Below are 22,246 nucleotides of genomic sequence, written 5' to 3'. Positions count from 1 at the left end.
GACGGTACGATCATGATGACCGCACTCGGTGAAAAGATAAAGGCGATCATTCAGGCGAACGGGCCGATCAGCGTCACGGACTATTTTTCGCTCTGCCTCGCTGATCCGGAATACGGCTACTATCGCACCCGCGAGCCCTTCGGCCGGTCCGGAGATTTCGTTACCGCGCCCGAAGTCAGCCAGCTCTTCGGCGAAATGATCGGGGTCTTCGTTGTGCACGCCTGGCAGCGGCACGGCACCCCGTCAGGCGTGCGCCTCGTTGAAATCGGGGCGGGCCGCGGGACAATGATGGCTGATATGCTGCGCGTCATCGAGCGCCTCGCCCCGCCGCTTTTCGAGAACATGACCGTTCATCTCGTCGAAACGAGCGAACGCCTGCGCGACATCCAGCAACAGACGCTTGTCGCACATGAGGGCAAGATCAGCTGGCATTTCGATTTTGAGGAGGTGCCGCCGGGCTTCACGGTGATTGCGGCAAACGAGCTGTTCGACGCCATTCCGATCCGCCAATTCGTCAAGACGTCGACCGGCTTTCGCGAGCGCATGGTTGGCCTCGACGCGGATGGCGAACTGGCATTCGCTGCCGGGATCGCCAGCATCGATCCGGCACTGCTACCCGAATCGCCGCAGGCCGTGCCGGCCGGCACGCTCTTTGAGATTTCACCGGCCCGGCAGGCCGTGATGATCACCATCTGCGATCGCTTGAGGGCCTTCGGCGGCACGGCGCTGGCAATCGACTACGGACACCTCGTCACCGGCTTCGGTGATACGCTGCAGGCCGTGCGCATGCACGAGTTCGATCCGCCGCTTGCCCATCCCGGTGAAGCGGATCTGACGAGCCATGTGGATTTCGAAGATCTTGCAAAAACCGCTGTCGCCGCAGGGCTGCATCTCAACGGTGCGCTGCATCAGGGCGATTTCCTGATCGGCCTCGGCATTCTCGAGCGCGCCGCCGCTCTCGGTCGCGATCGCGAACCGCGCACCCAGCAGATCATCCAGAGCGCGGTCGACCGTTTGGCCGGCTCCGGCGAAGGCCGGATGGGTGAGCTTTTCAAGGTGATGGCCGTCTCCTATCCGGTCGTCGATCTCATGCCGTTCCGCCCCGTGGATTGACAGGACGCTCGGCCCTGGGCCAACATCCGGCGCAATCAACAATGCTTCGCCGGGCGGACCGGCGAACAATGGCACCGTTCGAAACACCCCGGAATCACTGATGCAAGACGCGGCCTCTCCCGCACCGATTGAAAGCGCGCTGTTGAACGAAGCGGCCGGCGAAGCGATCCGCCACGGCTATTTCACGCGCGCAGGCGGCGTTTCGGAAGGGCTCTATCGCGGCCTGAATGTCGGAATTGGCTCGAATGACGACCGCACAAAGGTGATGGAGAACCGCCGCCGCGTTGCCGCCTGGTTCGGACAGCCCTTGGAAAGGCTCGCGACAGTCCATCAGGTTCATTCGCCGGATGCGGTCACCGTCGACGGCAGCTATGACGGCACGCGCCCCGAAGCCGATGCACTGGTTACGGCAACACCCGGCATCGTGCTCGGCGTTCTTGCCGCCGATTGCGGCCCGATCCTCTTCGTCGACCCGGAAAACCGGGTAATCGGCGCGGCGCATGCCGGATGGAAAGGCGCACTGACCGGCGTCCTGGAAAACACCATTGCAGCAATGGAAAGGCTCGGAGCGAAGCGCCAGGCTATCGTCGCCTGCCTCGGCCCTTCGATCAGTCAGGCAAGCTACGAAGTCGGCCCCGAATTCATTGAGCGTTTCGTCAAACAAGATTCGTCCTACAAGCGCTATTTCATTCCGTCGGGAAAGCCCGCCCATGCGATGTTCGATCTTCCGGCGTTGACCGTCGACCGGCTGCGGAAGGCCGGCGTGCGCGCCGAAAGCCTTGGTATTTGCACCTATCCGGACAACGAGCGTTTTTTCTCGTACCGGCGCACTACACATAATAAAGAGCCGGATTACGGCCGCCAGATTTCAGCAATCAGCATCAGGGAGATTTGACCGAATGGCACTGCATTTCGAAAGAGCCGAATTCGCAAGCCGGCTCACCCGCCTCACCGACCAGATGCGCGCGGAAAAGCTCGACGCCGTCCTGCTCTTCGCGCAGGAAAGCATGTACTGGCTGACGGGCTACGACACCTTCGGCTATTGCTTCTTCCAGGCGCTGATCGTCAAGGCCGACGGCACGATGTCGCTGATCACCCGCTCGGCGGACCTTCGCCAGGCCAAACACACGTCGATCCTCGAAGACATCCACGTCTGGGTCGATCGCGTCAATGCCGACCCGACGCTCGACCTCAGGAACCTGCTGGTCGACATGGATCTGCTCGGCGCGCGCATCGGCGTCGAATACGACACCCATGGCATGACCGGGCGCATCGCCCACTTGCTCGATGCCCAGCTTTCCACCTTCGGCCAGATCACCGACGCCTCATACCTCGTCAGCAGGCTGCGCCTCGTGAAAAGCCCGGCGGAGGTGGCCTATGTCGAGCGTGCCGCAGCCCTGGCCGACGACGCACTGGATGAGGCGATAAAGTTGACGAAGCCCGGCGCAGACGAGGCCGATATCCTTGCCGCCATGCAGGGAGCGGTCTTTTCCGGCGGCGGCGATTATCCAGCCAACGAGTACATCATCGGTTCCGGCGCGGACGCCCTGCTCTGCCGCTACAAGGCCGGCCGCCGCAAGCTCGATGCGAGCGACCAGCTTACGCTCGAATGGGCCGGCACCTATGCCCACTATCACGCCGCCATGATGCGCACGATCGTGATTGGCGAACCGACACACCGCCATCGCGAACTCTATAACGCCTGCCTGGAAAACCTGCAGGCGATCGAAACCGTGCTGAAACCCGGCCACACCTTCGGCGACGTCTTCGACATGCATGCGAAGATCATGGACGAGCGCGGGCTTGCCCGGCATCGGCTGAATGCCTGCGGCTATTCCCTCGGCGCCCGCTTCGCGCCGTCCTGGATGGAACATCAGATGTTTCATGTCGGCAATCCGCAACCGATCGAGCCGAACATGTCGCTCTTCGTGCACATGATCATCGCCGATTCCGATACCGGAACGGCCATGACGCTTGGCCAGACCTACCTGACGACGGAGCATGCGCCGCGCACGCTTTCCCGCCACTCGCTCGACTTCATCGGCGCATGACGGGCAATCACCGGCAAGAATCCGGAATTGACAGCGGACAGCCCCCGCCCCCATAAATCAGCGGGGCTGATGCGAACGAGGGAAGGACGACGACAGCGATGACGCGAGTTCAGACTGCGCCGATGCTCCTTGCCTGCCTGGCCGCGCTTTCCGCTTGCAACACCACCGATGCGCTGACGCCGCAAGTCGATATCGGCGACTCGTCGCAGGGCCGTTCCTCACCTGTCACCCAGCGCGAAGTTGAACGAATGGCAGGCGCCGAGCCACAGCGGGCCTTTGCTGGCGAATCCCGCCAGGCCGGCTATCACCCGGCCTACAACAATCAGACCTCCAGATCCGGCCCCGGCGCACCGCCGACGACGATGCAGGAGCAGGCCGATGCCCTTGCCCGGCGCGGCGCGTCCCCCGCCGCTCCGCAGCCTGCCGAAGGCCAGGCGCTTCCCGAACCGGTTTCCAATGCGCAGGCGGAAGAAGAGGACATGGGCAATCAGGCCCCTGCCCGCCAGCCGCAACAGGTTGCCGCAATCGATCCTGCCGCCTCGTCCGCAATCCGCGGCAGCACCGTCCGCTTCCTGCCGATTATCGGCGCTCCCGTTCAGGCAGTAACGCCGCTTTCCCGCCAGCTTGGCGCCGAGGCGCGCTCGCACGGTCTCTCGATCAAGAGTTCGAACGACACCAGCAGCGACTATATCCTGAAGGGCTACCTCTCCGCCTTTACCGATGAGGGCGACGTGACCGTCGTTTACGTGTGGGATATCCTCGACGGCAGTGGCGCCCGCCTGCACCGCATCCAGGGACAGGAAAAAGTGCCTTCCGCGGCACAGGATCCCTGGGCCGGCGTTCCCGCCTCCGTCATGCAGCAGATCGCCACGAAAACGATCACCGAATTCAATTCGTGGCGGCAGACGCGCGACGGTTAGAAACAGGCTTTTTACAAATATCAAAGCCTGTGGCGCCTTTGCGCTTGCATTCGGAAGCAAGCTGGCTAAAAAGCGCGGCTATCAGCGGACAACAGGCGGGCCAAAATGAAGGTTTTCGCAGGCAATTCGAACCGGCATCTCGCCGAAGCGATCTGCACCTATCTCAATGTGCCCTTGGGCAAGGCCAGCGTCAGAAGATTTGCCGATCAGGAAATCTTCGTCGAAATCCAGGAAAACGTCCGCGGCGAAGACGTCTTCGTCGTCCAGTCAACCTCCTTCCCGACGAACGATCATCTGATGGAACTGCTCATCATGATCGACGCGATGCGCCGTTCGTCCGCGCGCCGCATCACGGCCGTTCTTCCCTATTTCGGTTATGCCCGCCAGGATCGCCGCGCCTCGGGGCGCACGCCGATCTCCGCCAAGCTGGTCGCCAACCTCATCACCGAGGCTGGCGCCGACCGCGTGCTGACGCTCGACCTGCATGCCGGCCAGATCCAGGGCTTCTTCGATATCCCGACGGATAACCTCTACGCCGTTCCGGTGCTGACGCGCGACATCAAGGCCAATTACGACATCAGCAACGTCATGGTCGTTTCGCCGGACGTCGGCGGCGTCGTCCGCGCCCGTTCGCTCGCCAAACGCCTCGACTGTCTTCTGGCGATCGTGGACAAGCGCCGCGACCGCCCGGGTGAATCCGAAGTCATGAACATTATCGGCGAAGTCGAAGGCAAGGACTGCCTGTTGATCGACGACATAGTCGATTCCGGCGGCACGCTCTGCAACGCCGCCGATGCGCTTCTCGCCCAGGGTGCTGCAAGCGTCACCGCCTACATCACCCACGGCGTTCTTTCCGGCGGCGCGGTCACCCGCATCACGTCGTCGAAGCTGCGCGAACTGGTGATCACCGACTCCATTCAGCCGACCACCGCCGTCCAGTCGGCGCATAATATCCGCGTCATCACGACCGCGACCCTCATCGGCGAAGCGATCAACCGCACCAGTCAGGAAGAATCCGTTTCCAGCCTCTTCGACTGAGAGTTTCGCTCGCCGGTAAAAAATAGGCAGGGTTGTATTTTTGCCTTCATCCGCTAGGCTGCCTTCAGTGATTTGTACGGGGAGCGATATGACGGAAATCATTAGGATAGCTAGACATTCAGCAAGCTCGAAGCGCTCAGCGCTCCTCGCGCTGATTCCTCTGCTTTCCGCCTGCACGGTCGATGTCGATCCTGGTTATTCGCGTCCGCCGCCCCGTCCGTGGCCACCCCAACAGCAGATGTGCACCATGGAATATGCGCCGGTCTGCGGCGAACGCGGCGGCCGGCTTCAAACCTTCGGAAATGCCTGCCAGGCCCGCAACAGCGGTTTCATGATCGTCGGCCGCGGCGAATGCCGCCGCGAACCGCCGCCCTTCCCGCGCCCCGAACCGGATCGTCCCGGCCGCCCCGACTGGCCGGATCGCCCGGACAGGCCTGACGGTCCAGGACGCCCAGGCGGCATCTGCACGCGGGAATATAGGCCTGTCTGCGGCCAGCGCGGCCGCCAGACCCAGACCTTCCCGAATCCCTGCGAGGCAGGCAATGCAGGCTTCCGGATCATCAGCGGCGGCGAGTGCCGCGTCTGATCATCGGCGCTCATGCAGCCGTCGCCGCTTACCAAAGCGATTTGAAAATGCCAGAAGCAGTGACTATGGAGTCAACCTGACCTCGCTCAACACCTCGACCAGCGGAAACCGCACGATATCCACCGCATCGAATGTAACGGAAAATTCGGCCCGTTTTTCCTCTGCCCAATTGATGGCAGGCTCGAACATGGACCTGGGGACCTTCATAGCAATCGTGCAATGAGGCTCCCAGCAACTGGGGCGATAGTACTCACGACAGAGTGTCGGGTCTATTTCGCTATGGATGGCCGCGTGAAGCTGCAGCAGCCGGTCATTCGATACCGGACGCGCCCATAATACTAGGAACTCGTTTTGGAAATAACGAATACCTGAAAAGGTCACTGTTACTGCAGGCTGAGTACCAAAAATTCTGGAGAGCACGCCGATACTCTCATCAGGCACGAAATCCTCGTAAATCGCCAAAGTGATATGAGGCGGATAATTTAGCGCCTTCATCGACGGAGCAGGTTCGAACGTCGCCGCCTCGTGCCAAAGCTCGACTATCGGCAATGCAGTTTCGTTCGAGCATTTCAGGCTTATCCCGTGAGGCACGGCCGAGCGTCTCCAACATCAGCGCCTTGATAAGCAATTGCCGCCCGATGTTCGGCAATATTATTCCGGCTTATCCGGTCCCTTGATCTGCTGGCCGTTGACCGTCACCGAACCGTCGGGGCTGACCGTCACGTCCCAGCGCTGACGGCCGTCCGGGTCGGTCTTGGCGAAACCCTTGACCATTAGCATTCCGAAGGACGCCTGATTGAGCTCGGGATTGGCCTTGGCGAGTTCCTGGACCGCGGCGATGGTCTTGTCGTAGTCGCGCGCCAGAATGGAGGCCTGTAGCGCATACTCATCCTTGCCGGCATCGAGGCGGCTCTCGACCTTTGCGGACATATCGATATCGTAGACGCCTGATTTGGCACTGATCTTCGGAAAGTCCATCACAAACTTCCCATCGCGGAAAAGCCGCTCCACGGCCTTCTTGCCCGCGTCCTCTCCTTCTTCCCGCGACTTGGTCAAATCGAGCTTCATGAATTCATCGCCGAAAGCCGCAAAATCCATATCCGGAATGCCGAACTGCACATCGACTGCCTGCGGCAGGAAGGCGGAATAGGCGGCAGGAACCATCGGGCTGTCAAATGTCACGTCGGCAGCATTCATTGCAACGCCAAGCCGTGTCGCGTCGCTCGGCCCGTCGACTGTCAGGCGATAACCGAAGCTCTTCGCGCCACCGCCACCGGCAGCACCTGTGACAGCCAAATTGTGGAGATCGATGGTTTCTTCGAGCGAAGAGATCAGGGGAAAAGCGTCGCGCAGCATAGCCTTCAGCTTTTCCTCGTTCTCCTTGCTGATCTGCTTTTCCTCGGCATGGTCGAGCGCAAAGACGACAATGTCCCTCAACTCCTTCGCCGGGAGGCTATTGACCCTGGCGTCGAAATCGATGGCATCGGCAGTGATGTGGACCGGCGGCATTTCCTTCCCGCTCACCTGCTCGGCAAAGGCCGTCAAAGTGCCGTTCACCGCAAAGTCCATCCTGCCGGCAGCGCTATCGGCGGAGGTGAGCTTGTATTTCACGTCGCCAACGCTGGCATTGACCTGTTCGGTATCGGTCGCTGACGTGGCTTTGATATCCTTGGCACTGAAGTCGCCGGAGCGGAAATAGCTGATCGCCGGATCGAAGATGGAGGTATAGGCCAGAGAGGCGATGGAATAGGTGAACTCGGTGCGCTTCTGGTCCGGTCCCTTGAAATGACCGGAAACGTTCAAGCTATTGTCGCCTTCGACATTCCAGAGCCCGTTGTCCTGCGGCGTGGCGAACATCGAAATTGGCTTAAGGCCGCCGATCGTGAAATCCGCCGGATTGACCTTGGAAAGCAGCTTGGCCAGATCGTAGATGATCTCGTAACGCGTGCCAGCCGGATTGACGGCCACGACACCGCTCTTTGCGATATCTTCGGGCAGCAGGTTGTTGAGATGGTCGCGGATGGCATTTGCGCCATCCTGGTTGATCTCGGCGGCATGAACTGCCGTCATCAATCCGAGAACAACGGCGCTTGCCGCCGTGATCAGCCTGTACCGCATGGATGTGCTCCTCCGCCGCATCGATCGGCGGCCATGTGAGAATGCGCGCGCGCGGATGTCAAGCCAGCCGGCTTGGCGCGCGATGAATGTTTTGCTCAGGCCGCGGCTGCAGCTCCGGGGCGCGCTTCCTCAGCCGTCCCCTCGATGACGGAGGTCTCAGCCTCTGCCTTGGCGGCAGGTGCGGCGTTAACGATCTCCTCGATCCCCGAACGCGGCACCGGCTTGCCGAAAAGGAATCCTTGCACTTGCAGGCAGCCCTCGCGGCGAAGGAAATCGATATGCTGTTCGTTTTCGACGCCTTCGGCCAGCACCGGGATGTCGAGGCTTGCGGCGAGGATCAGCGTCGAGCGAACGATCGCGGCCGACTGCTTGTTGGTTACGATGCCATCCACGAAGGAGCGGTCGATCTTGATCTTGTCGAAGGGAAAGCTCTGCAACGTCGAAAGCGACGAATAACCCGTCCCGTAGTCGTCCATCGCGACCTTCACGCCGAGCGCTTTCAGGCGCCGGATAGCGTGCAGCGCGTGCTGGTGGTCGGCAAGGATGCCGGATTCTGTGATCTCGATTTCCAGGCGTGACGCGGCAAGCCCGGTATCGAGGAGGATTTCGTGGATGATCTGCGGCAACCGGTTGTCGCTGAGCTGCTGCGGCGCGACGTTGACGGCGATGCGCAGAGGATTCTTCCAGCCTGCCGCCTCCTGGCACGCCCTGCGGAGAACCCATTCGCCCAGTTCCAGAATGAAGCCCGTCCGCTCCGCTATCGGAATGAACTCTACCGGCGAGATGCTGCCGCGTACCGGATGGTTCCAGCGCAATAGCGCCTCGAAGCCCAGAACCGCGCGTGTGACGGTATCGTTCTGCCGCTGGTAGAAAAGCTCGAACTCATTTCTCCTGAGGCCTTCGCGCATCTCGATCGCAAGCGCATTGCGGTCACGGGCAGCCTGGTCCATCGAAGGATCATAGAAGCAGATGGTGTTGGTTGCGGTCGATTTCGCCCGGTACATCGCGATATCGGCCTGTGAGAGAAGGTCGTCGATCGTCTCGGCCTGCCCCGGATAGGTCGAGATGCCGACACTGGAGCCGACCGAAAGCGAAATGCCATCCCATGCGATCGGCTTCTCGATTTCATCGAGGACACGCTGCGCCAGCGCCCTAGCATCGGACCGGACAAAGTAATCGTCCATGACGGCGACGAATTCGTCCCCGCCGACACGCGCCACGAACTGCGACATCTGCATGATGCCGCGCAGGCGCGCGCCGACGATGCGGAGAACCGCGTCGCCGGCCGCATGGCCGTGAACGTCATTGATTTCCTTGAAGCGATCGAGATCGAAGGAGAGAACGGCAATATGGGCCGTCATGTCCTTCGGCCTGTTGATCAGGCTGGCCAAATGCTCGTTGAATGCGGCGCGATTGGGCAGGTTGGTCAGCGGGTCGTGCAGCGACAGATGCCGGTAACGCGCGACGGCGGCCTGTGTCGTTTGCATATCGATGATGTAAGTCGAAGCGCCGAGCACGAGGATAATCACCATTATCGCACCAACCAGACCGGTCATGATACCGACGGATATCAATTCGGCCGGCACGGCTGCGGACGGATCCGGCATGATCGACAGGCCGGCCATGCCGGTGAAATGCGTCAGCACGATCGCAAGAACCAGCGCCAAGGCCGAGCCGTGTCTACAAAAGCGCGTCGAAGGGCGGGCGACGCGGTTGGTTGCGGCGGCCCCGAAGATACCGGCAAAGACAAGCGAGGCGGCGACATAGGACGTCTGCCACACCAGATCGCCTCCGACTTCAAATCCCGCAATACCTACGTAGTGCATCAGCGCGACGCCGAGCCCGACGATGGCGCCGCCGGCTTCGATCAGCGCACTCTTCTGCGACATGGAAGCGATCGTGAAGCCCAGCATCGTCGCGACCATGCCGATAAACAGCGAGAGAAGCGTCAGGCCGGGATCGTAGCCGCTCATGACCGGCGAGCGGTAGCCGAGCATCGCGATGAAATGCGTCGTCCAGATGGTCGAGCCGCCGACGAAGCCTGAAAGGAATAGCCAGTTGACCCTCTGAAGCCCCTGCGTGCGACGAACCCTGGTAAACAGCCGCATCGTGAGCAGCGAGCCAAGCAAGCAGATGATCGTCGCAAATATAAGACCGTCAAAGCTGTGCTCGACCGTGATGCAGGAAATAACGCGCAACATTTAGAAAAACCGAACATTGATATCGGCTCCATCATTATTGTCTCGCTGCGTAGGATTCCTTAATTCCGGGGAGTGACGTACTTTGATGGTTAAACAATCCATAGAAAATGCAACCGCCATCCGATGGACGGCAACTCAAGATGTAGAGGTTGCGTCAGCTTGCGTTTCCGCTTCACTTATACTATAGCGCACGCGTCCGCGCAGACACCCTTGGAGGCAATGCGGATGAGGAAGGCCTAAACGCCCCTCCAGTCACCGGAAGGCTGATGCCTGGCGGAGACTCTCCAAATAACCTCGAAAGGAATAGCCATGAGCCAGGAAACTTACGAGCTCAAGGCCGAGGCGCGCGAACGGGTTGGTAAGGGGTCCGCCCGTGAACTTCGCCGCAACGGTTTGATTCCCGCTGTCATCTACGGTGATAAGCAGGCCCCCATTTCTATCGCTCTCAACACCAACGAGGTGACGAAGCGCATTCATGCCGGTGGTTTCATGACCACTGTCGCGACGATCGACGTCGGCGGCCAGAAGTACAAGGTTCTGCCGAAGGACTATCAGCGCGATCCGGTTCGCGACTTCATGATGCACGTGGACTTCCTCCGCGTCTCCGGCAACACGCAGGTCACCGTCGAAATCCCGGTTCACTTCATCAACGAAGAGAAGTCGCAGGTGAAGATCGGCGGCGTTTTGAACATCGTTCGCCACGCCATCGAAGTTCATTGCCCGGCTGATGCGATCCCGGAATTCTTCGATATCGACCTCACCGGTAAGAAGATCGGCGACAGCATCCATATCTCCGAAGTCACCCTGCCGAAGGGGGTGACCACGGTTATCGACCGCGACTTCACGATCGCCACGATCGTTGCTCCGGCCGCTGGTGTCGAAGAAGAAGCTCCGGCTGAAGGCGAAGGCGAAGGCGAAGCGGAAGCATAATCCGCATACACCAATTCGTAATCATAAGGCCCGCTTTCCTCTTGGAAGGCGGGCCTTTTCAATTTAGGCGCGAGCTTACTTCAGCAACATTTAACACATTCGTGAAAGCATTCTGCGAGCATTTGTATACTTGCATCTTTGCCACTACGGCCCCGAAGTTCAGGCCTGGGGAGAAAACGGAAACTATGAATAATTCCGTTGAGAACAGATTTTTTGCGATTGTTTGCGGAGCGCTTTTCATATTTGTTGCTCCGCTTTTTGTATTGTTTCTCTTCCTTTCCTCCGAGCGCGCCGACAAGGAAATACGCGACCACATCTCCATTCTTCTGGTCGCAAATTCCCAGGCGCTCGCAAAGCCGCTCTGGGATCTGGACGAGGACAGCGTGACCCAGATCAGCGCCACGATGGTTTCGCAGGGCGCCATCGTGAAGGTCGAGGTCCGTGATCGGTCCAGCCAGCTCAACGTTACGCAGTCGACCATCCCGAAGTCCTTTAGCGGCGAGCTCGTTCAGGTTTCCCGCGCCATCATCTACAACACGGTCAACGGCCCAAAGAATCTTGGCAGCATCGCGGTCTATTATCCAAAGCTCGGCCTATTTTCCGGCCTGAAGCATGAAGAAGTCGTCTTCATATCCATCTTCATCTTCGCTGTGCTCACCGTCTTCGGTACGGCGCTGATCGGTAACCGCCTCTTCGTCATCCAGCCCCTCATGCGGCTCATCGCTGCCATCGAGGCTACCCGCCAGCTCGGATCGCGCCATCATGTCGATTGGCAATCGAGCGATGAGATGGGCCGCCTCGCCCGCAGCTTCAACGAGATGCAGACAAAGCTGGAGAGCGAGGAGAAGGAGCTAAAGCTCGCGCACCGCCTCGCAACCGACATCTATAACCTGACGCCCGCCATGCTCTTCTCGCTGGACAACGAGGATCGCATCACCGCGGTCAGCGATTATTGGCTGGTCGCAACGGGTTACGGCAGGGCCGACGTCACCGGACGCAGATTTTCCGAACTCGTGACCTCCGACACCCGCGACGTCTTCCAAAATCGCAAGGAAGGGATCGAAACCGGCGCGGCGCTCGACGTGACCGTCAAGTTCCTCTGCGCCGGCGACCATGTGATGGATGTGCTTATCCTGGAATCCAAGACAGCCACCGGGCCAAACCAGCTCTCGCTCTCCGTTATGACCGATGTAACGGAACTGAAGGCCTCCGAGGACCGCAATCACCGCCAGGCGATCACCGATCATCTCACCGGCCTTTTGAACCGCCAAGGCTTCGAGGCCGCGCTCGACGTCAAGATTGCCGAAGCCGATGCCGCGGGACAGGAAGTTGCCTGCCTCTTCGTCGACCTCGACCGCTTCAAGTGGATCAACGACAATCTCGGCCATGCCGAGGGCGACCGTGCGCTGCGCGAGCTCGTGGAGCGGCTTAACACGCATCTTGCCCCCTCCGACCAGGCAGCGCGCCTTGGCGGCGATGAGTTCGCCATCCTGCTTCCGGCCAAGGATGGCGAGAAGCGCGCCAAGGCGATGTGCGAACAGATCGCCTCCCTCTTCGAGGAGCCTTTCGGTCCGGACCTGCATCTGAGCGCCAGCGTCGGCATCGCCATCTATCCGCGCCATGCGTCGAATGCCGCCGAACTGCTGCAGAAATCGGATATGGCGATGTATGCAAAGAAGCGCGACGGCAAGAACGGATCGCAGCTCTTCGACAACGGCATGCTGGATAGCGCCCGAGCCCGAGCCGAGATCGAAAGCCACATCGAGAATGGCCTCACCGAGGATTGGTTCGATGCCTATCTGCAGCCAATCGTGGGCCTCGATGACCGCCGCATTACCGGCTTCGAAGCGCTCTTGCGTCTCAATCACCCGCAGAAAGGGCTTATGTCCCCGGCCGGCATCATCCACGTCGCCGAGGAGACCGCCAAGATCGTCCGCGTCGGAAACGTCATCATGGAAAAGGCGATCGGGCATCTAGCGCAGATTTCCCGGATTCCGGGGATGCACGATGCCTACCTTGCGATCAATTTCTCGCCGCTGCAGTTCGAAACCGCACTGCCCTCGCGACTCGCCGGGCTCCTCGGGCGACACGGCATCCGTCCGGATCGAATCGTCGTCGAGATCACGGAAGCCGTACTGATGCACGACAACCCGCAGATCCGCATGGTAGTGACCGAACTACGCCGCTTCGGCTGCCGCATCGCACTCGATGATTTCGGCACGGGCTATTCGTCGCTGAGTTATCTCAACCGTTTCCCCGTCGACATCATCAAGGTCGACCAGTCCTTCACGCGGTCGATCAACGACGCGAACGATGACGTCCGCCACAAGAGCCGGATGCTTATCGAAGGCATCACCACGTTGTCGCACAAGATGGGCTGCGCTGTCATCGCAGAAGGCATTGAAACAGAGGAAGAATGCCGCACCCTACACCAGATGGGGCTTGACTACGGCCAGGGCTATCTCTTCCATCGCCCGCAGAATGCCGAAAAATTGATCGAAGAACTCACACACGCGCCGAATGCGGTGGCGCGCGCCTCGTGATCTGCACGTCGAAGGAGGGAATGCGATGAAAAAGCTCCTGCTCCTTGCTCTTCTGGCGCTGCATTGCGCAGCGCCGGCACGGTCGCAGACGGTAAATTTCACAACCGAGGAGTACCCGCCCTTCAACTATCGTGATGGAAAGGCGATCAAAGGCGCGACCGTCGAACAAGTCGAAAAGATCATGGCTGATATCGGCATCGACTATGCGATGGAGGTGCTGCCCTGGGCCCGGGCCTATAGCCTTGCGCAATCGCAACCCATGACCTGCGTCTTTGCCACGGCGCACAATGCGCTGCGCGATCCGCTCTTCAAATGGATCGAACCGCTGCTCGTCGACCGCAACATCCTGATCACGCGGAAGGGATCGGGCGTCGTTGCAAAAGATCTTGAGGAGGCCAAGAAATATATCATCGGCACGCAGCGCGAGGATTATACCGAGATGGTACTAAGAGAGAAGGGCTTCACCAAGCTTGACGTCGCGACGGATTTCAATGCCACGCTTCGCAAGCTTCTCGGCAGCCGTATCGACATGATGCCCATTTCGGAAATCTATTTCGAGAAGCTGAAGACGGATCAACCGGTGGAGATGGTGACCATGCTCTCCTCGCAGCCGATGGGCATAGCCTGCCACAAGGATTTTCCATCCGATCTGCAAGCCAGGATGCAGGCCGCGCTCGACAAGCTGATCGCCGACGGTACGCAGAAAGAGATTTTCCTGAAGTACGGACTGAACCTCGGCAACTGACGCCCCGCCTTGCCTTTGCGCTTGACTTCCCGCCCGTTTCGCGGTGGTGAAACGGGCGAAGTATTGAAGGAGCGGACTGCCAATGCTGATCATCGCGGGTCTCGGCAATCCCGGAAGCAAATATGCCCGAAACCGTCACAACATCGGCTTCATGGCAGCCGACGCCATTCACCGGCGTCACAACTTCTCGCCCTGGTCCAAGAAGTTCAAGGCGGAAATTTCGGAAGGCGAGCTTGGTGGCGAAAAGGTGCTGTTGATCAAGCCGCAGACCTACATGAACCTTTCGGGCGAGGCCGTCGGCGAAGCGATGCGCTTCTACAAGCTGCAGCCCGCTGATCTCGTTGCCATTTATGACGAACTGGACCTCCCTCCCGGCAAAGCCCGACTGAAGACCGGCGGCGGCAATGGCGGCCATAACGGCATCCGGTCGCTCGAAGCGCATTGCGGCAAGGAGTACCGGCGCTTGCGCCTCGGCATCGGTCACCCTGGCGTCAAGGAGCTGGTGCAGCACCACGTCCTCAGCGATTTCGCCAAGGCTGACCAGACCTGGCTGGAGCTACTTCTGGAAACGCTTGCCGACAATGCCGATATGCTTGTGCGCAAAGAGGATTCGCAGCTGATGAACAAGCTCGCTCTTGCCGTCGGCGGCAAGGCGGCGGCGGAGGAGGAGAAGCCGAAGCCGCAGAAAAAGCCGGCAGCGCAATCGCACATCCCTCAGGCACGCAATCACGCTCAGCCGAAGCTGCCCGCGACCGGCCCCATGGCCGAGATGCTGAAGAAGATATTCGGCAACAAAGGCGAGTAGGCAAGATGCCGAAGCGAGATATCTTGATCAGGTCCGCAGGCCCCAACGACCTACTGGCGCTCCTCGATCTCTACCACCACCTTAATCCCGATGATCCCGCGATCGATCCGGCACGGGCAAACGAGCGCTTTGCGGCCATCCTCGCTCAACCGGGCATGACCATATTATCGCGCTGGCCGACGACGTGCCCGTCGCATCCGCTACGCTGATCATCACACCTAATCTGACGCGAAACGGTGCCCCATACGCCCTGATCGAGAATGTCATCACACATGCCGACCATCGCAGGAAGGGTTATGGCGGCGCGTTGATCCGGCATGCCTGCGCAACGGCCTGGGAGGAGAATTGCTATAAAGTGATGCTCCTCGCCGGTTCAAAGAACCCTGAGACCCTGCGTTTCTATGAAAACTGTGGTTTCATGCGGGATAAGACCGGCTGTCAGATCAGGCGCCCTGGCTGATCAAAGGGATTTTATGCATTCGGTGGGCCGCGTGGACCATTTTCCGCCAGAAGCAGCCACCCCGAATACCCTGGATTGAACGACAAGCTTCAGGCTGCACTGAGCTCCAATCGTCATCATCGTAATGGCGCCTGCCTAGCGCCGGTTGCCCTCATGGCCACTCCGCCAGTCGTCGCGATAGACCCGACGCAAAACGTAGCGCTCGCAATAGGCGTCTTCAGCCGTCTTCAGCCGTCTTCGGCCGTCTTCGCAATAGGTATCGACAACCCGCTCGCGCACGACACCGTTATTGGAAGAGCTGTTCGAGCTCGTATTCGACGATTGGCTCCCGGCCTCCGCCAGGGTGGTCGTCATCGCCATGGCAGCAAATAGGACGAGTTGGGTGCGCATCTGCTTCTCCTTCCATCACTATAGGTTCAGCCACGAAGCCTGAACTGGCAATGAACCGCGAGGTCTTTGTCATCGATCGCAAATCCAGCGCGATTTGACGGACGGCGGTTTCAGAAGACTGGAAACGGTAGCTACTCTTCCGGCTCGGCCGTAAACATCAGCGGGAAGCCCGCCTCCTTGGCATAATCCATCGCCTCCTTGACCTTCGTCTCGGCGATATCCTTGACGCAGACGACGACCACGCTGGAGCCCATTTTATGCGCCGTCATCATCACGCGGTAACCCGTCTCCTCGCTCATCCGGAAGACGGCCTTGAGGATCATGACCACAAATTCGCGCGGTGTATAATCGTCGTTGAAAAGAAGAACCTTGTAGAGCTTCGGCTTATCCAGCTTCAGCTTGACCTTCGTTTTCGGCTTTATGGCAACGTCGTTGTCACTCATCGGAAAATCCACCCGTTGATGACATGAGAGGGAGTTTTCTAAATTAGACAATTATTGTCGGCTAGGAAATTTCGACGCTCACCTGTCGATTGCAAGCACGGACTACAGCTTTTCGATCAGGTAAGAGCTCAAGTTCAAGCTCGTCGCCGGGTTTGACACCAAGATGGTCGAGGATCTCCTTCGTGAGGGTCACTGACCTTTCGGTGAAATCCGCAATATCACGTCTCGAAATCTCCGCATGCAGAAAGAATAGGCCAGCATCGCCCCATCGGCAAGTGAGCAGCGGTAAAAGTGCCCGAAGACTTGACCGCATGGCTCCTTTATCCCATACGCAAGGCAACGATTTCAGCGAATACGGACATCCAGCCATGGGCTTCAAATGCGGTATCGTCGGTCTGCCGAACGTCGGCAAGTCGACACTCTTCAACGCGCTCACCAAGACGGCAGCGGCGCAGGCAGCGAACTATCCCTTCTGCACGATCGAGCCGAACACCGGTGAAGTTGCCGTTCCCGATCCGCGGATGCAGAAACTTGCCTCGGTCGCCGGCTCGAAAGAAATTATTCCCACCCGCATTTCCTTCGTCGATATCGCCGGTCTCGTGCGCGGCGCGTCCAAGGGTGAAGGACTCGGCAACAAGTTCCTCGCCAATATCCGCGAGGTCGATGCCGTCGTGCATGTGCTGCGCTGCTTCGAGGATGACGATGTCACGCATGTCGAAGGCCGCATCAATCCGGTCAGCGACGCCGAAACCGTCGAAACCGAGCTGATGCTCGCCGACCTTGAGAGTCTGGAGCGCCGTGTCGAGCAAACCCGTAAACGCGCCGCCTCCAAGGACAAGGAATCGCTGGCCCAGCTTCCCGTCATGGAAGCGGTGATTAAGCTCCTCAACGAAGGGAAACCGGCACGCCTCTTGCTGAAGACACTCGGCGCCGACGAGATCGAAATCCTGAAGGGCCTGAACCTTCTGACGTCCCATCCGGTGCTCTACGTTTGTAACGTCGCGGAAGCCGATGCCGCGGCCGGCAACGAACATACCGAGGCTGTTGCCGAGATGGCGAAAGCCCAAGGCGCCGAATGCGTGATCATCTCGGCCGCGATCGAATCCGAAGTGGCTCAACTGCCGGAAGAAGAAAGCAAAGAATTCCTCTCCGCACTTGGTCTTGAAGAGGCCGGCCTCGATCGCCTGATCCGTGCGGGCTATCACTTGCTCGACCTGATCACCTATTTCACCGTCGGCCCCAAAGAGACCCGCGCCTGGACGATCGTGCGCGGCACCAAGGCGCCGGCCGCTGCCGGCGTCATCCACACGGATTTCGAACGCGGCTTCATCCGCGCCTTCACTATCGCCTATGATGATTACATCGCGCTCAGCGGCGAAACCGGCGCGAAGGAAGCCGGCAAAGCCCGGGACGAAGGCAAGGAATATGTAGTTCAGGATGGCGACGTGATCCACTTCCGCTTCAATACCTGATTGGCACCACGGCCGAGGGAGGACGAGGCCAGATGAAGCTAACTTTTGAAGACTTCGAACCGGGCCGCACTTTTGCGTTAGGCCCGGTCGCCGTGACGGCGCAGGAAATTATCGAGTTCGCAACCGAATTCGATCCGCAGCCGATGCATATGGACGAGACCGCCGGGCGCGCGAGTATCCTCGGCGGGCTCGCAGCTTCGGGCTGGCATACCTCAGCCCTCTTCATGCGCATGATGGCTTACGGCTATCTGTTGAATTCCCATTCCGAGGGCGCGCCGGGCATCGATCTCATGGAATGGAAGAAGCCTGTGCTGGCCGGCGACACGCTATCCGGCCGCTCGACTGTACTCGAAGCGCGCGCCATGCGCTCGCGGCCCGGCATCGGCATCGCCCGGTTCAAGCATGAGGTCCAGAATCAGCGCGGCGATCTGGTCTGCTATTGCGAAAACTGGATCATGTTCGGCATGCGCGATGCAGCGGAGGCAAACCCATGAGGATGGCAAAGCTTTACACGATCGGCGAAAAGACGGTGATCGGAAGCTACACGTTTACCGAGAAGCGGATCGTCCATTTCGCCACGCGTTTCGACCCGCAGCGCTTCCATGTCGACAAGGAGGCAGCCAGGAAGACGCTCTTCGGCAATCTCTGCGCCTCCGGCTGGCACACCTGCGCTGCGTGGATGCGGACGTTCCTGGACTACTGGGAAAAGGAAACCGCACGGCTTGCCAGGGAAGGCATCGCCCCGCCGAAACTCGGCCCCTCGCCAGGCTTCCAGAAGCTGCAATGGCTGCGCCCGGTCTTCGTCGACGAGACGGTCAGCTACTCGGTGACCTTGCTTGCCAGCCGGCCTCTCACATCGCGGCCGGGCTGGTTCCTCAATTCAATTCTCAACGAAGGCGTCAATCAGGACGGCACGCCCGTCATCCGCTTCGAAAGCAGCGTGCTGGAATTCGAGTAATGCCGAAGCTCAATGCCCGGCAAATTCGACCAGCGTGTGGACCTTGACGCCAAGCTCCTCGAGCTTCCTGCGTCCGCCGAGATCCGGCAGATCGATGACGAAGCACGCGCCGACGACGTCCGCGCCCATCTGGCGAAGCAGCTTCGTCGCGCCGACGGCCGTCCCGCCGGTCGCAATGAGGTCGTCCACGAGAATGACCTTTTCGCCCGGCTGAACCGCATCCCGGTGCATCTCCATCTCATCGACGCCATATTCCAGGCTGTAGGCGATGCGCACCGTGTCATGCGGTAGCTTGCCCTTCTTGCGGATCGGCACGAAGCCCGCCGAGAGCTGATGCGCCACAGCGCCGCCGAGGATGAAACCCCGCGCTTCCATGCCGGCGATCTTGTCGATCTTCAGGCCCGCATAGGGCTGCACCAGTTCGTCCACGGCGCGGCGGAACGCCCGCGGATTGCCAAGCAGCGTCGTGATGTCGCGAAAGATGATGCCGGGCTTCGGATAGTCCGGGATGGAGCGGATGCTGGCCGCAAGCTCCGAGGCAATATTGTTCATGGAAAGTCCGTCTGTCTGCGAAGGCATTTAGTCGGCTGTACCCTATCAACTGACTGACATGGAACCAACAAAAAAGGCGGCCCGAAAGCCGCCTTTTGCTTGTTGAGTTAGACCACTCAGTGTTCCTTGTTGGCGTAGACCGAGCGCTTCGTCAGGAAGATGAGCCCCGAGAAGATCAGCAGGAACACGATGACCATGAAGCCGGTGCGCTTGCGCTCTTCGAGGTGCGGCTCTGCCGCCCACATCAGGAATGCCGAGACATCCTTGGAGTACTGGTCGACGGTCTGCGGCGTGCCGTCATCATAGGTCACCTGATCGTCCGAAAGCGGCTTCGGCATCGCAAAGGCCGCCGCCGCGTTGAAGTACGGGTTGTAATGCGCACCCTCCGGAACCTGGAAACCCGCCGGCGGCTCTTCATAGCCGGTCAGCAGCGAGTAGATGTAGTCCGGGCCGCCTTCCTGATACTGGGTGAAGATATCGAAGACGAACTGCGGGAAGCCGCGGGTGATACCGCGGGCCTTCGCAATCAGCGAAAAGTCCGGCGGGGCCGCGCCATTGTTCGAGGCTGCAGCAGCCTGGGCGTTGGCGTAAGGCGACGGAAAATAATCAGAGGCGATAGCCTTGCGTGTGAACATCTCACCCGCAGAATCCGGGCCATCCTGAACTTCGTAATTCGCGGCAAAAGCCTTGACCTGTGCCTCGGAGTAACCGAGTTCGCCGAGCATGCGGAACGGAACGAGGCTCATCGAGTGGCAGGCGGCACAGACTTCCGTATAGACCTTCAGGCCGCGCTGCAGCTGGCCCTTGTCATAATGGCCGAACGGGCCAGCGAAGCTCCAGTCCTGTTCGCGCGGGTGCTTCAGCGGGTAGTGCGGGGTGGCACCCTCCTCATGCTCGGCCGGAGCAGCGCCCTCGCCGGGCGTCGCTTCCTGGGCGAATGCAGCGCTTCCGAGGAAGGCTGCGACTGCGAGCGGCAGAATGCTTGCAACAAGCTTTTTCATCGTTCTATTCCTTCCGCTCGCTTATGCCTTGACCGTAGCAGTTTGTTGATTGCGCTTTTCCAGCACGGCTTCGGTGATCGAGTTTGGAATGCGGCGCGGCGTCTCGACGAGACCAAGCACCGGCATGGCGACCAGGAAGAAAGCAAAGTAAAGCAGCGTGCAGATCTGCGAGATCAGGACGAAAGAACCTTCCGCAGGTTGGGAACCGAGCCAGCCGAGGATGATCGCATCGATCACGAAGAGCCAGTAGAACATCTTGTACCACGGGCGGTAGACCGCAGAGCGGACCTTCGACGTGTCGAGCCACGGCAGGAAGAACAGCACGATGATTGCGCCGAACATCACGAGGACGCCGCCGAGCTTGGAGTCAATGGGGCCGATGTTGAAGGTGATCGAGCGTAGCATCGCGTAGAACGGCAGGAAGTACCATTCCGGAACGATGTGGGCCGGCGTCTTCAGCGGGTCTGCCGGGATATAGTTGTCCGGATGGCCGAGGAAGTTCGGCATGTAGAAGACAAAGTAGGCATAGACCAGCAGGAAGATCGAAACGCCGAGTGCGTCCTTCAAGGTAGCATAAGGCGTGAAGCGGACGGTGTCCGTCTTGGTCTTGACCTCGACGCCGGTCGGGTTCGTCTGACCGACGACGTGCAGCGCCCAGATATGCAGCACGACAACGCCCGCGATAATGAAGGGCAGCAGGTAGTGCAGCGAGAAGAAGCGGTTCAGCGTGGGGTTTTCGACTGCGAAGCCACCGAGCAGGAACTGCTGCACCCATTCGCCGACCAGCGGGAAGGCCGAGAAGAAGCCGGTGATGACGGTCGCGCCCCAGAAGGACATCTGCCCCCAGGGCAGGACGTAGCCCATGAAGCCGGTCGCCATCATCAGCAGGTAGATGAGAACACCGAGGATCCAGAGGATTTCGCGCGGCGCCTTGTAGGAGCCGTAGTAGAGGCCGCGGGCAATGTGCAGGTAGACAGCAACGAAGAAGAAGGATGCGCCGTTGGCATGCATGTAGCGCAGCAGCCAGCCGTGGTTGACGTCGCGCATGATCTTTTCGACGGCGTTGAAAGCGACCGAGGCCTCAGGGGCATAATGCATGGCGAGCACCACGCCGGTCAGGATCTGAGCGATCAGCATGACCGCAAGCATGGCGCCGAAGGTGTAGGCATAGTTCAGGTTACGCGGAACCGGATATGCAACGAAGCTGTCGTAGACCATGCGCGGTAGCGGCAGGCGCGCGTCGATCCACTTCTCTAGGCCGGTTGATGGCTCGTAGCTGGAATGGCCACTCATAAATCAGTCTCCCCTCAACCGATCTTGATCATTGTATCGGAAACGAACGAATAGGTCGGAATCGGCAGATTCGTCGGCGCCGGACCTTTACGGATGCGGCCGGCCGTGTCGTAGACCGAGCCATGGCAGGGACAGAACCAACCATTGTATTCGCCGGCCTGCCCGAGCGGCACGCAGCCGAGATGGGTGCACGAGCCGATCATGACGATCCAGTTTTCCTTGTCCTTGCCGGCAGAGCGGTCGATACCGGTTGCCTGCGCTTCGGCCGGAAGGTTCTCGTTGCGTGCAATCGGATCCTTGAGATCCGAAAGCGGAACCTCGTCGGCAGCCTTTACTTCCTCGGGCGTACGGTTGCGGATGAAGACCGGCTTGCCGCGCCACTTCGCGGTCAGCGACATGCCGGGCTGGAGGCTCGATACATCGACTTCGATGGACGCGAGAGCGAGCGTGGACGCATCCGGACGCATCTGATCGATGAAAGGCCAGGCGACAGCCGCAGCGCCGACCGCGCCCGCCATACCAGTGGTGAGATAAAGGAAATCGCGGCGCGTGGGCTCCGCTGAAGCCTCGCTTGTCGTTTCGTGTTCGCTCACGGCTAAACCATCCTCTGCGCAATTTTCGCGGAAT

Annotated in this window: 22 protein-coding genes and 1 pseudogene; 14 read left to right on the top strand and 9 right to left on the bottom strand. The window is 59.9% G+C overall.

The window, feature by feature from the left end:
• Positions 1-12 precede the first annotated feature (12 nt).
• The 6 genes from ACZ9BX_RS02255 to ACZ9BX_RS02230 all read left to right on the top strand — a co-directional run bounded on the left by ACZ9BX_RS02255 (position 13) and on the right by ACZ9BX_RS02230 (position 5,708).
• A complete protein-coding gene (locus ACZ9BX_RS02255; protein ID WP_476215455.1) occupies positions 13-1,113 on the top strand; it encodes a class I SAM-dependent methyltransferase in 1,101 nt (366 codons plus the stop codon).
• A 100-nt stretch (positions 1,114-1,213) separates the two neighbouring features.
• Positions 1,214-2,008, top strand: a complete 795-nt coding sequence (pgeF, locus tag ACZ9BX_RS02250; RefSeq protein ID WP_476215453.1) for a peptidoglycan editing factor PgeF — start codon at positions 1,214-1,216, stop codon at positions 2,006-2,008.
• Positions 2,009-2,012: 4 nt separating this feature from the next.
• Positions 2,013-3,164 carry a M24 family metallopeptidase gene (locus tag ACZ9BX_RS02245; RefSeq protein ID WP_476215451.1) on the top strand — a complete coding sequence of 384 codons (1,152 nt, stop codon included), beginning with the start codon at positions 2,013-2,015 and terminating at the stop codon, positions 3,162-3,164.
• 98 nt (positions 3,165-3,262) lie between these two features.
• On the top strand, positions 3,263-4,084 hold the full coding sequence (locus ACZ9BX_RS02240; protein ID WP_476215449.1) for a hypothetical protein: 822 nt from the start codon (positions 3,263-3,265) through the stop codon (positions 4,082-4,084).
• A gap of 105 nt (positions 4,085-4,189) precedes the next feature.
• On the top strand, positions 4,190-5,122 hold the full coding sequence (locus tag ACZ9BX_RS02235) for a ribose-phosphate pyrophosphokinase (RefSeq protein ID WP_027508417.1): 933 nt from the start codon (positions 4,190-4,192) through the stop codon (positions 5,120-5,122).
• A gap of 88 nt (positions 5,123-5,210) precedes the next feature.
• Positions 5,211-5,708, top strand: a complete 498-nt coding sequence (locus tag ACZ9BX_RS02230; protein WP_476215447.1) for a Kazal-type serine protease inhibitor family protein — start codon at positions 5,211-5,213, stop codon at positions 5,706-5,708.
• A gap of 63 nt (positions 5,709-5,771) precedes the next feature.
• On the opposite strand, the gene ACZ9BX_RS02225 is transcribed toward ACZ9BX_RS02230, so the two are convergent.
• The 3 genes from ACZ9BX_RS02225 to ACZ9BX_RS02215 form a co-directional block, all read right to left on the bottom strand.
• Positions 5,772-6,257 carry a 2'-5' RNA ligase family protein gene (locus tag ACZ9BX_RS02225; protein ID WP_476215445.1) on the bottom strand — a complete coding sequence of 162 codons (486 nt, stop codon included), beginning with the start codon at positions 6,255-6,257 and terminating at the stop codon, positions 5,772-5,774.
• 102 nt (positions 6,258-6,359) lie between these two features.
• Complete coding sequence (locus ACZ9BX_RS02220; protein ID WP_476215443.1) at positions 6,360-7,826, bottom strand: hypothetical protein; 1,467 nt, start codon at positions 7,824-7,826, stop codon at positions 6,360-6,362.
• A 95-nt stretch (positions 7,827-7,921) separates the two neighbouring features.
• Positions 7,922-10,027, bottom strand: coding sequence for a putative bifunctional diguanylate cyclase/phosphodiesterase (locus ACZ9BX_RS02215; RefSeq protein ID WP_476215441.1), 2,106 nt, complete (start codon positions 10,025-10,027; stop codon positions 7,922-7,924).
• A gap of 309 nt (positions 10,028-10,336) precedes the next feature.
• On the opposite strand from ACZ9BX_RS02215, the gene ACZ9BX_RS02210 reads away from it, so the two are divergent.
• The 5 genes and pseudogenes from ACZ9BX_RS02210 (at position 10,337) to ACZ9BX_RS02190 (ending at position 15,510) form a co-directional block, all read left to right on the top strand.
• Complete coding sequence (locus ACZ9BX_RS02210; RefSeq protein WP_476215439.1) at positions 10,337-10,957, top strand: 50S ribosomal protein L25/general stress protein Ctc; 621 nt, start codon at positions 10,337-10,339, stop codon at positions 10,955-10,957.
• A gap of 185 nt (positions 10,958-11,142) precedes the next feature.
• Complete coding sequence (locus ACZ9BX_RS02205) at positions 11,143-13,500, top strand: EAL domain-containing protein (RefSeq protein WP_476215437.1); 2,358 nt, start codon at positions 11,143-11,145, stop codon at positions 13,498-13,500.
• Between the two features lie 25 nt (positions 13,501-13,525).
• Positions 13,526-14,245, top strand: a complete 720-nt coding sequence (locus tag ACZ9BX_RS02200; protein ID WP_027508368.1) for a substrate-binding periplasmic protein — start codon at positions 13,526-13,528, stop codon at positions 14,243-14,245.
• A gap of 82 nt (positions 14,246-14,327) precedes the next feature.
• Positions 14,328-15,050, top strand: a complete 723-nt coding sequence (gene pth, locus ACZ9BX_RS02195) for an aminoacyl-tRNA hydrolase (RefSeq protein ID WP_476215434.1) — start codon at positions 14,328-14,330, stop codon at positions 15,048-15,050.
• Between the two features lie 5 nt (positions 15,051-15,055).
• Positions 15,056-15,510: pseudogene (locus ACZ9BX_RS02190) on the top strand (N-acetyltransferase family protein).
• Between the two features lie 135 nt (positions 15,511-15,645).
• On the opposite strand, the gene ACZ9BX_RS02185 reads toward ACZ9BX_RS02190, so the two are convergent.
• Together ACZ9BX_RS02185 and clpS are read right to left on the bottom strand one after the other, a co-directional pair.
• On the bottom strand, positions 15,646-15,900 hold the full coding sequence (locus ACZ9BX_RS02185; protein WP_476215432.1) for a hypothetical protein: 255 nt from the start codon (positions 15,898-15,900) through the stop codon (positions 15,646-15,648).
• A 131-nt stretch (positions 15,901-16,031) separates the two neighbouring features.
• Complete coding sequence (gene clpS, locus ACZ9BX_RS02180) at positions 16,032-16,343, bottom strand: ATP-dependent Clp protease adapter ClpS (protein WP_476215430.1); 312 nt, start codon at positions 16,341-16,343, stop codon at positions 16,032-16,034.
• 368 nt (positions 16,344-16,711) lie between these two features.
• Here clpS and ychF point away from each other — a divergent pair, with 368 nt between their 5' ends.
• Genes ychF through ACZ9BX_RS02165 form a run of 3 tightly spaced genes read left to right on the top strand, consistent with a single transcriptional unit; the run spans position 16,712 to position 18,773 of the window.
• Positions 16,712-17,815, top strand: a complete 1,104-nt coding sequence (gene ychF, locus ACZ9BX_RS02175; protein WP_476219882.1) for a redox-regulated ATPase YchF — start codon at positions 16,712-16,714, stop codon at positions 17,813-17,815.
• Between the two features lie 32 nt (positions 17,816-17,847).
• Positions 17,848-18,309: a MaoC family dehydratase gene (locus ACZ9BX_RS02170; RefSeq protein ID WP_086994230.1), complete on the top strand. Its 462-nt coding sequence runs from the start codon at positions 17,848-17,850 to the stop codon at positions 18,307-18,309.
• Positions 18,306-18,773, top strand: a complete 468-nt coding sequence (locus ACZ9BX_RS02165) for a MaoC family dehydratase (RefSeq protein ID WP_027508362.1) — start codon at positions 18,306-18,308, stop codon at positions 18,771-18,773. The genes ACZ9BX_RS02170 and ACZ9BX_RS02165 overlap by 4 nt, the downstream gene beginning before the upstream one ends.
• A 9-nt stretch (positions 18,774-18,782) precedes the next feature.
• Here the strand turns inward: ACZ9BX_RS02165 and ACZ9BX_RS02160 are convergent, their stop codons facing one another.
• The 4 genes from ACZ9BX_RS02160 to petA form a co-directional block, all read right to left on the bottom strand.
• Entirely contained in the window at positions 18,783-19,325 is a 543-nt protein-coding gene (locus ACZ9BX_RS02160) for an adenine phosphoribosyltransferase (RefSeq protein ID WP_027508361.1), read from the bottom strand.
• 116 nt (positions 19,326-19,441) lie between these two features.
• Complete coding sequence (locus ACZ9BX_RS02155; RefSeq protein ID WP_476215426.1) at positions 19,442-20,326, bottom strand: cytochrome c1; 885 nt, start codon at positions 20,324-20,326, stop codon at positions 19,442-19,444.
• Between the two features lie 21 nt (positions 20,327-20,347).
• Positions 20,348-21,619, bottom strand: a complete 1,272-nt coding sequence (locus tag ACZ9BX_RS02150; RefSeq protein ID WP_027508359.1) for a cytochrome b — start codon at positions 21,617-21,619, stop codon at positions 20,348-20,350.
• Positions 21,620-21,633: 14 nt separating this feature from the next.
• Positions 21,634-22,212, bottom strand: coding sequence for a ubiquinol-cytochrome c reductase iron-sulfur subunit (petA, locus tag ACZ9BX_RS02145; RefSeq protein ID WP_027508358.1), 579 nt, complete (start codon positions 22,210-22,212; stop codon positions 21,634-21,636).
• Positions 22,213-22,246 lie beyond the last annotated feature (34 nt).

This window comes from Rhizobium sp. USDA 3886 (genome assembly GCF_056279785.1).
The sequence above is the reverse complement of the archived record's forward strand: the minus strand, read 5'-3'. Positions and strand labels throughout refer to the sequence as shown.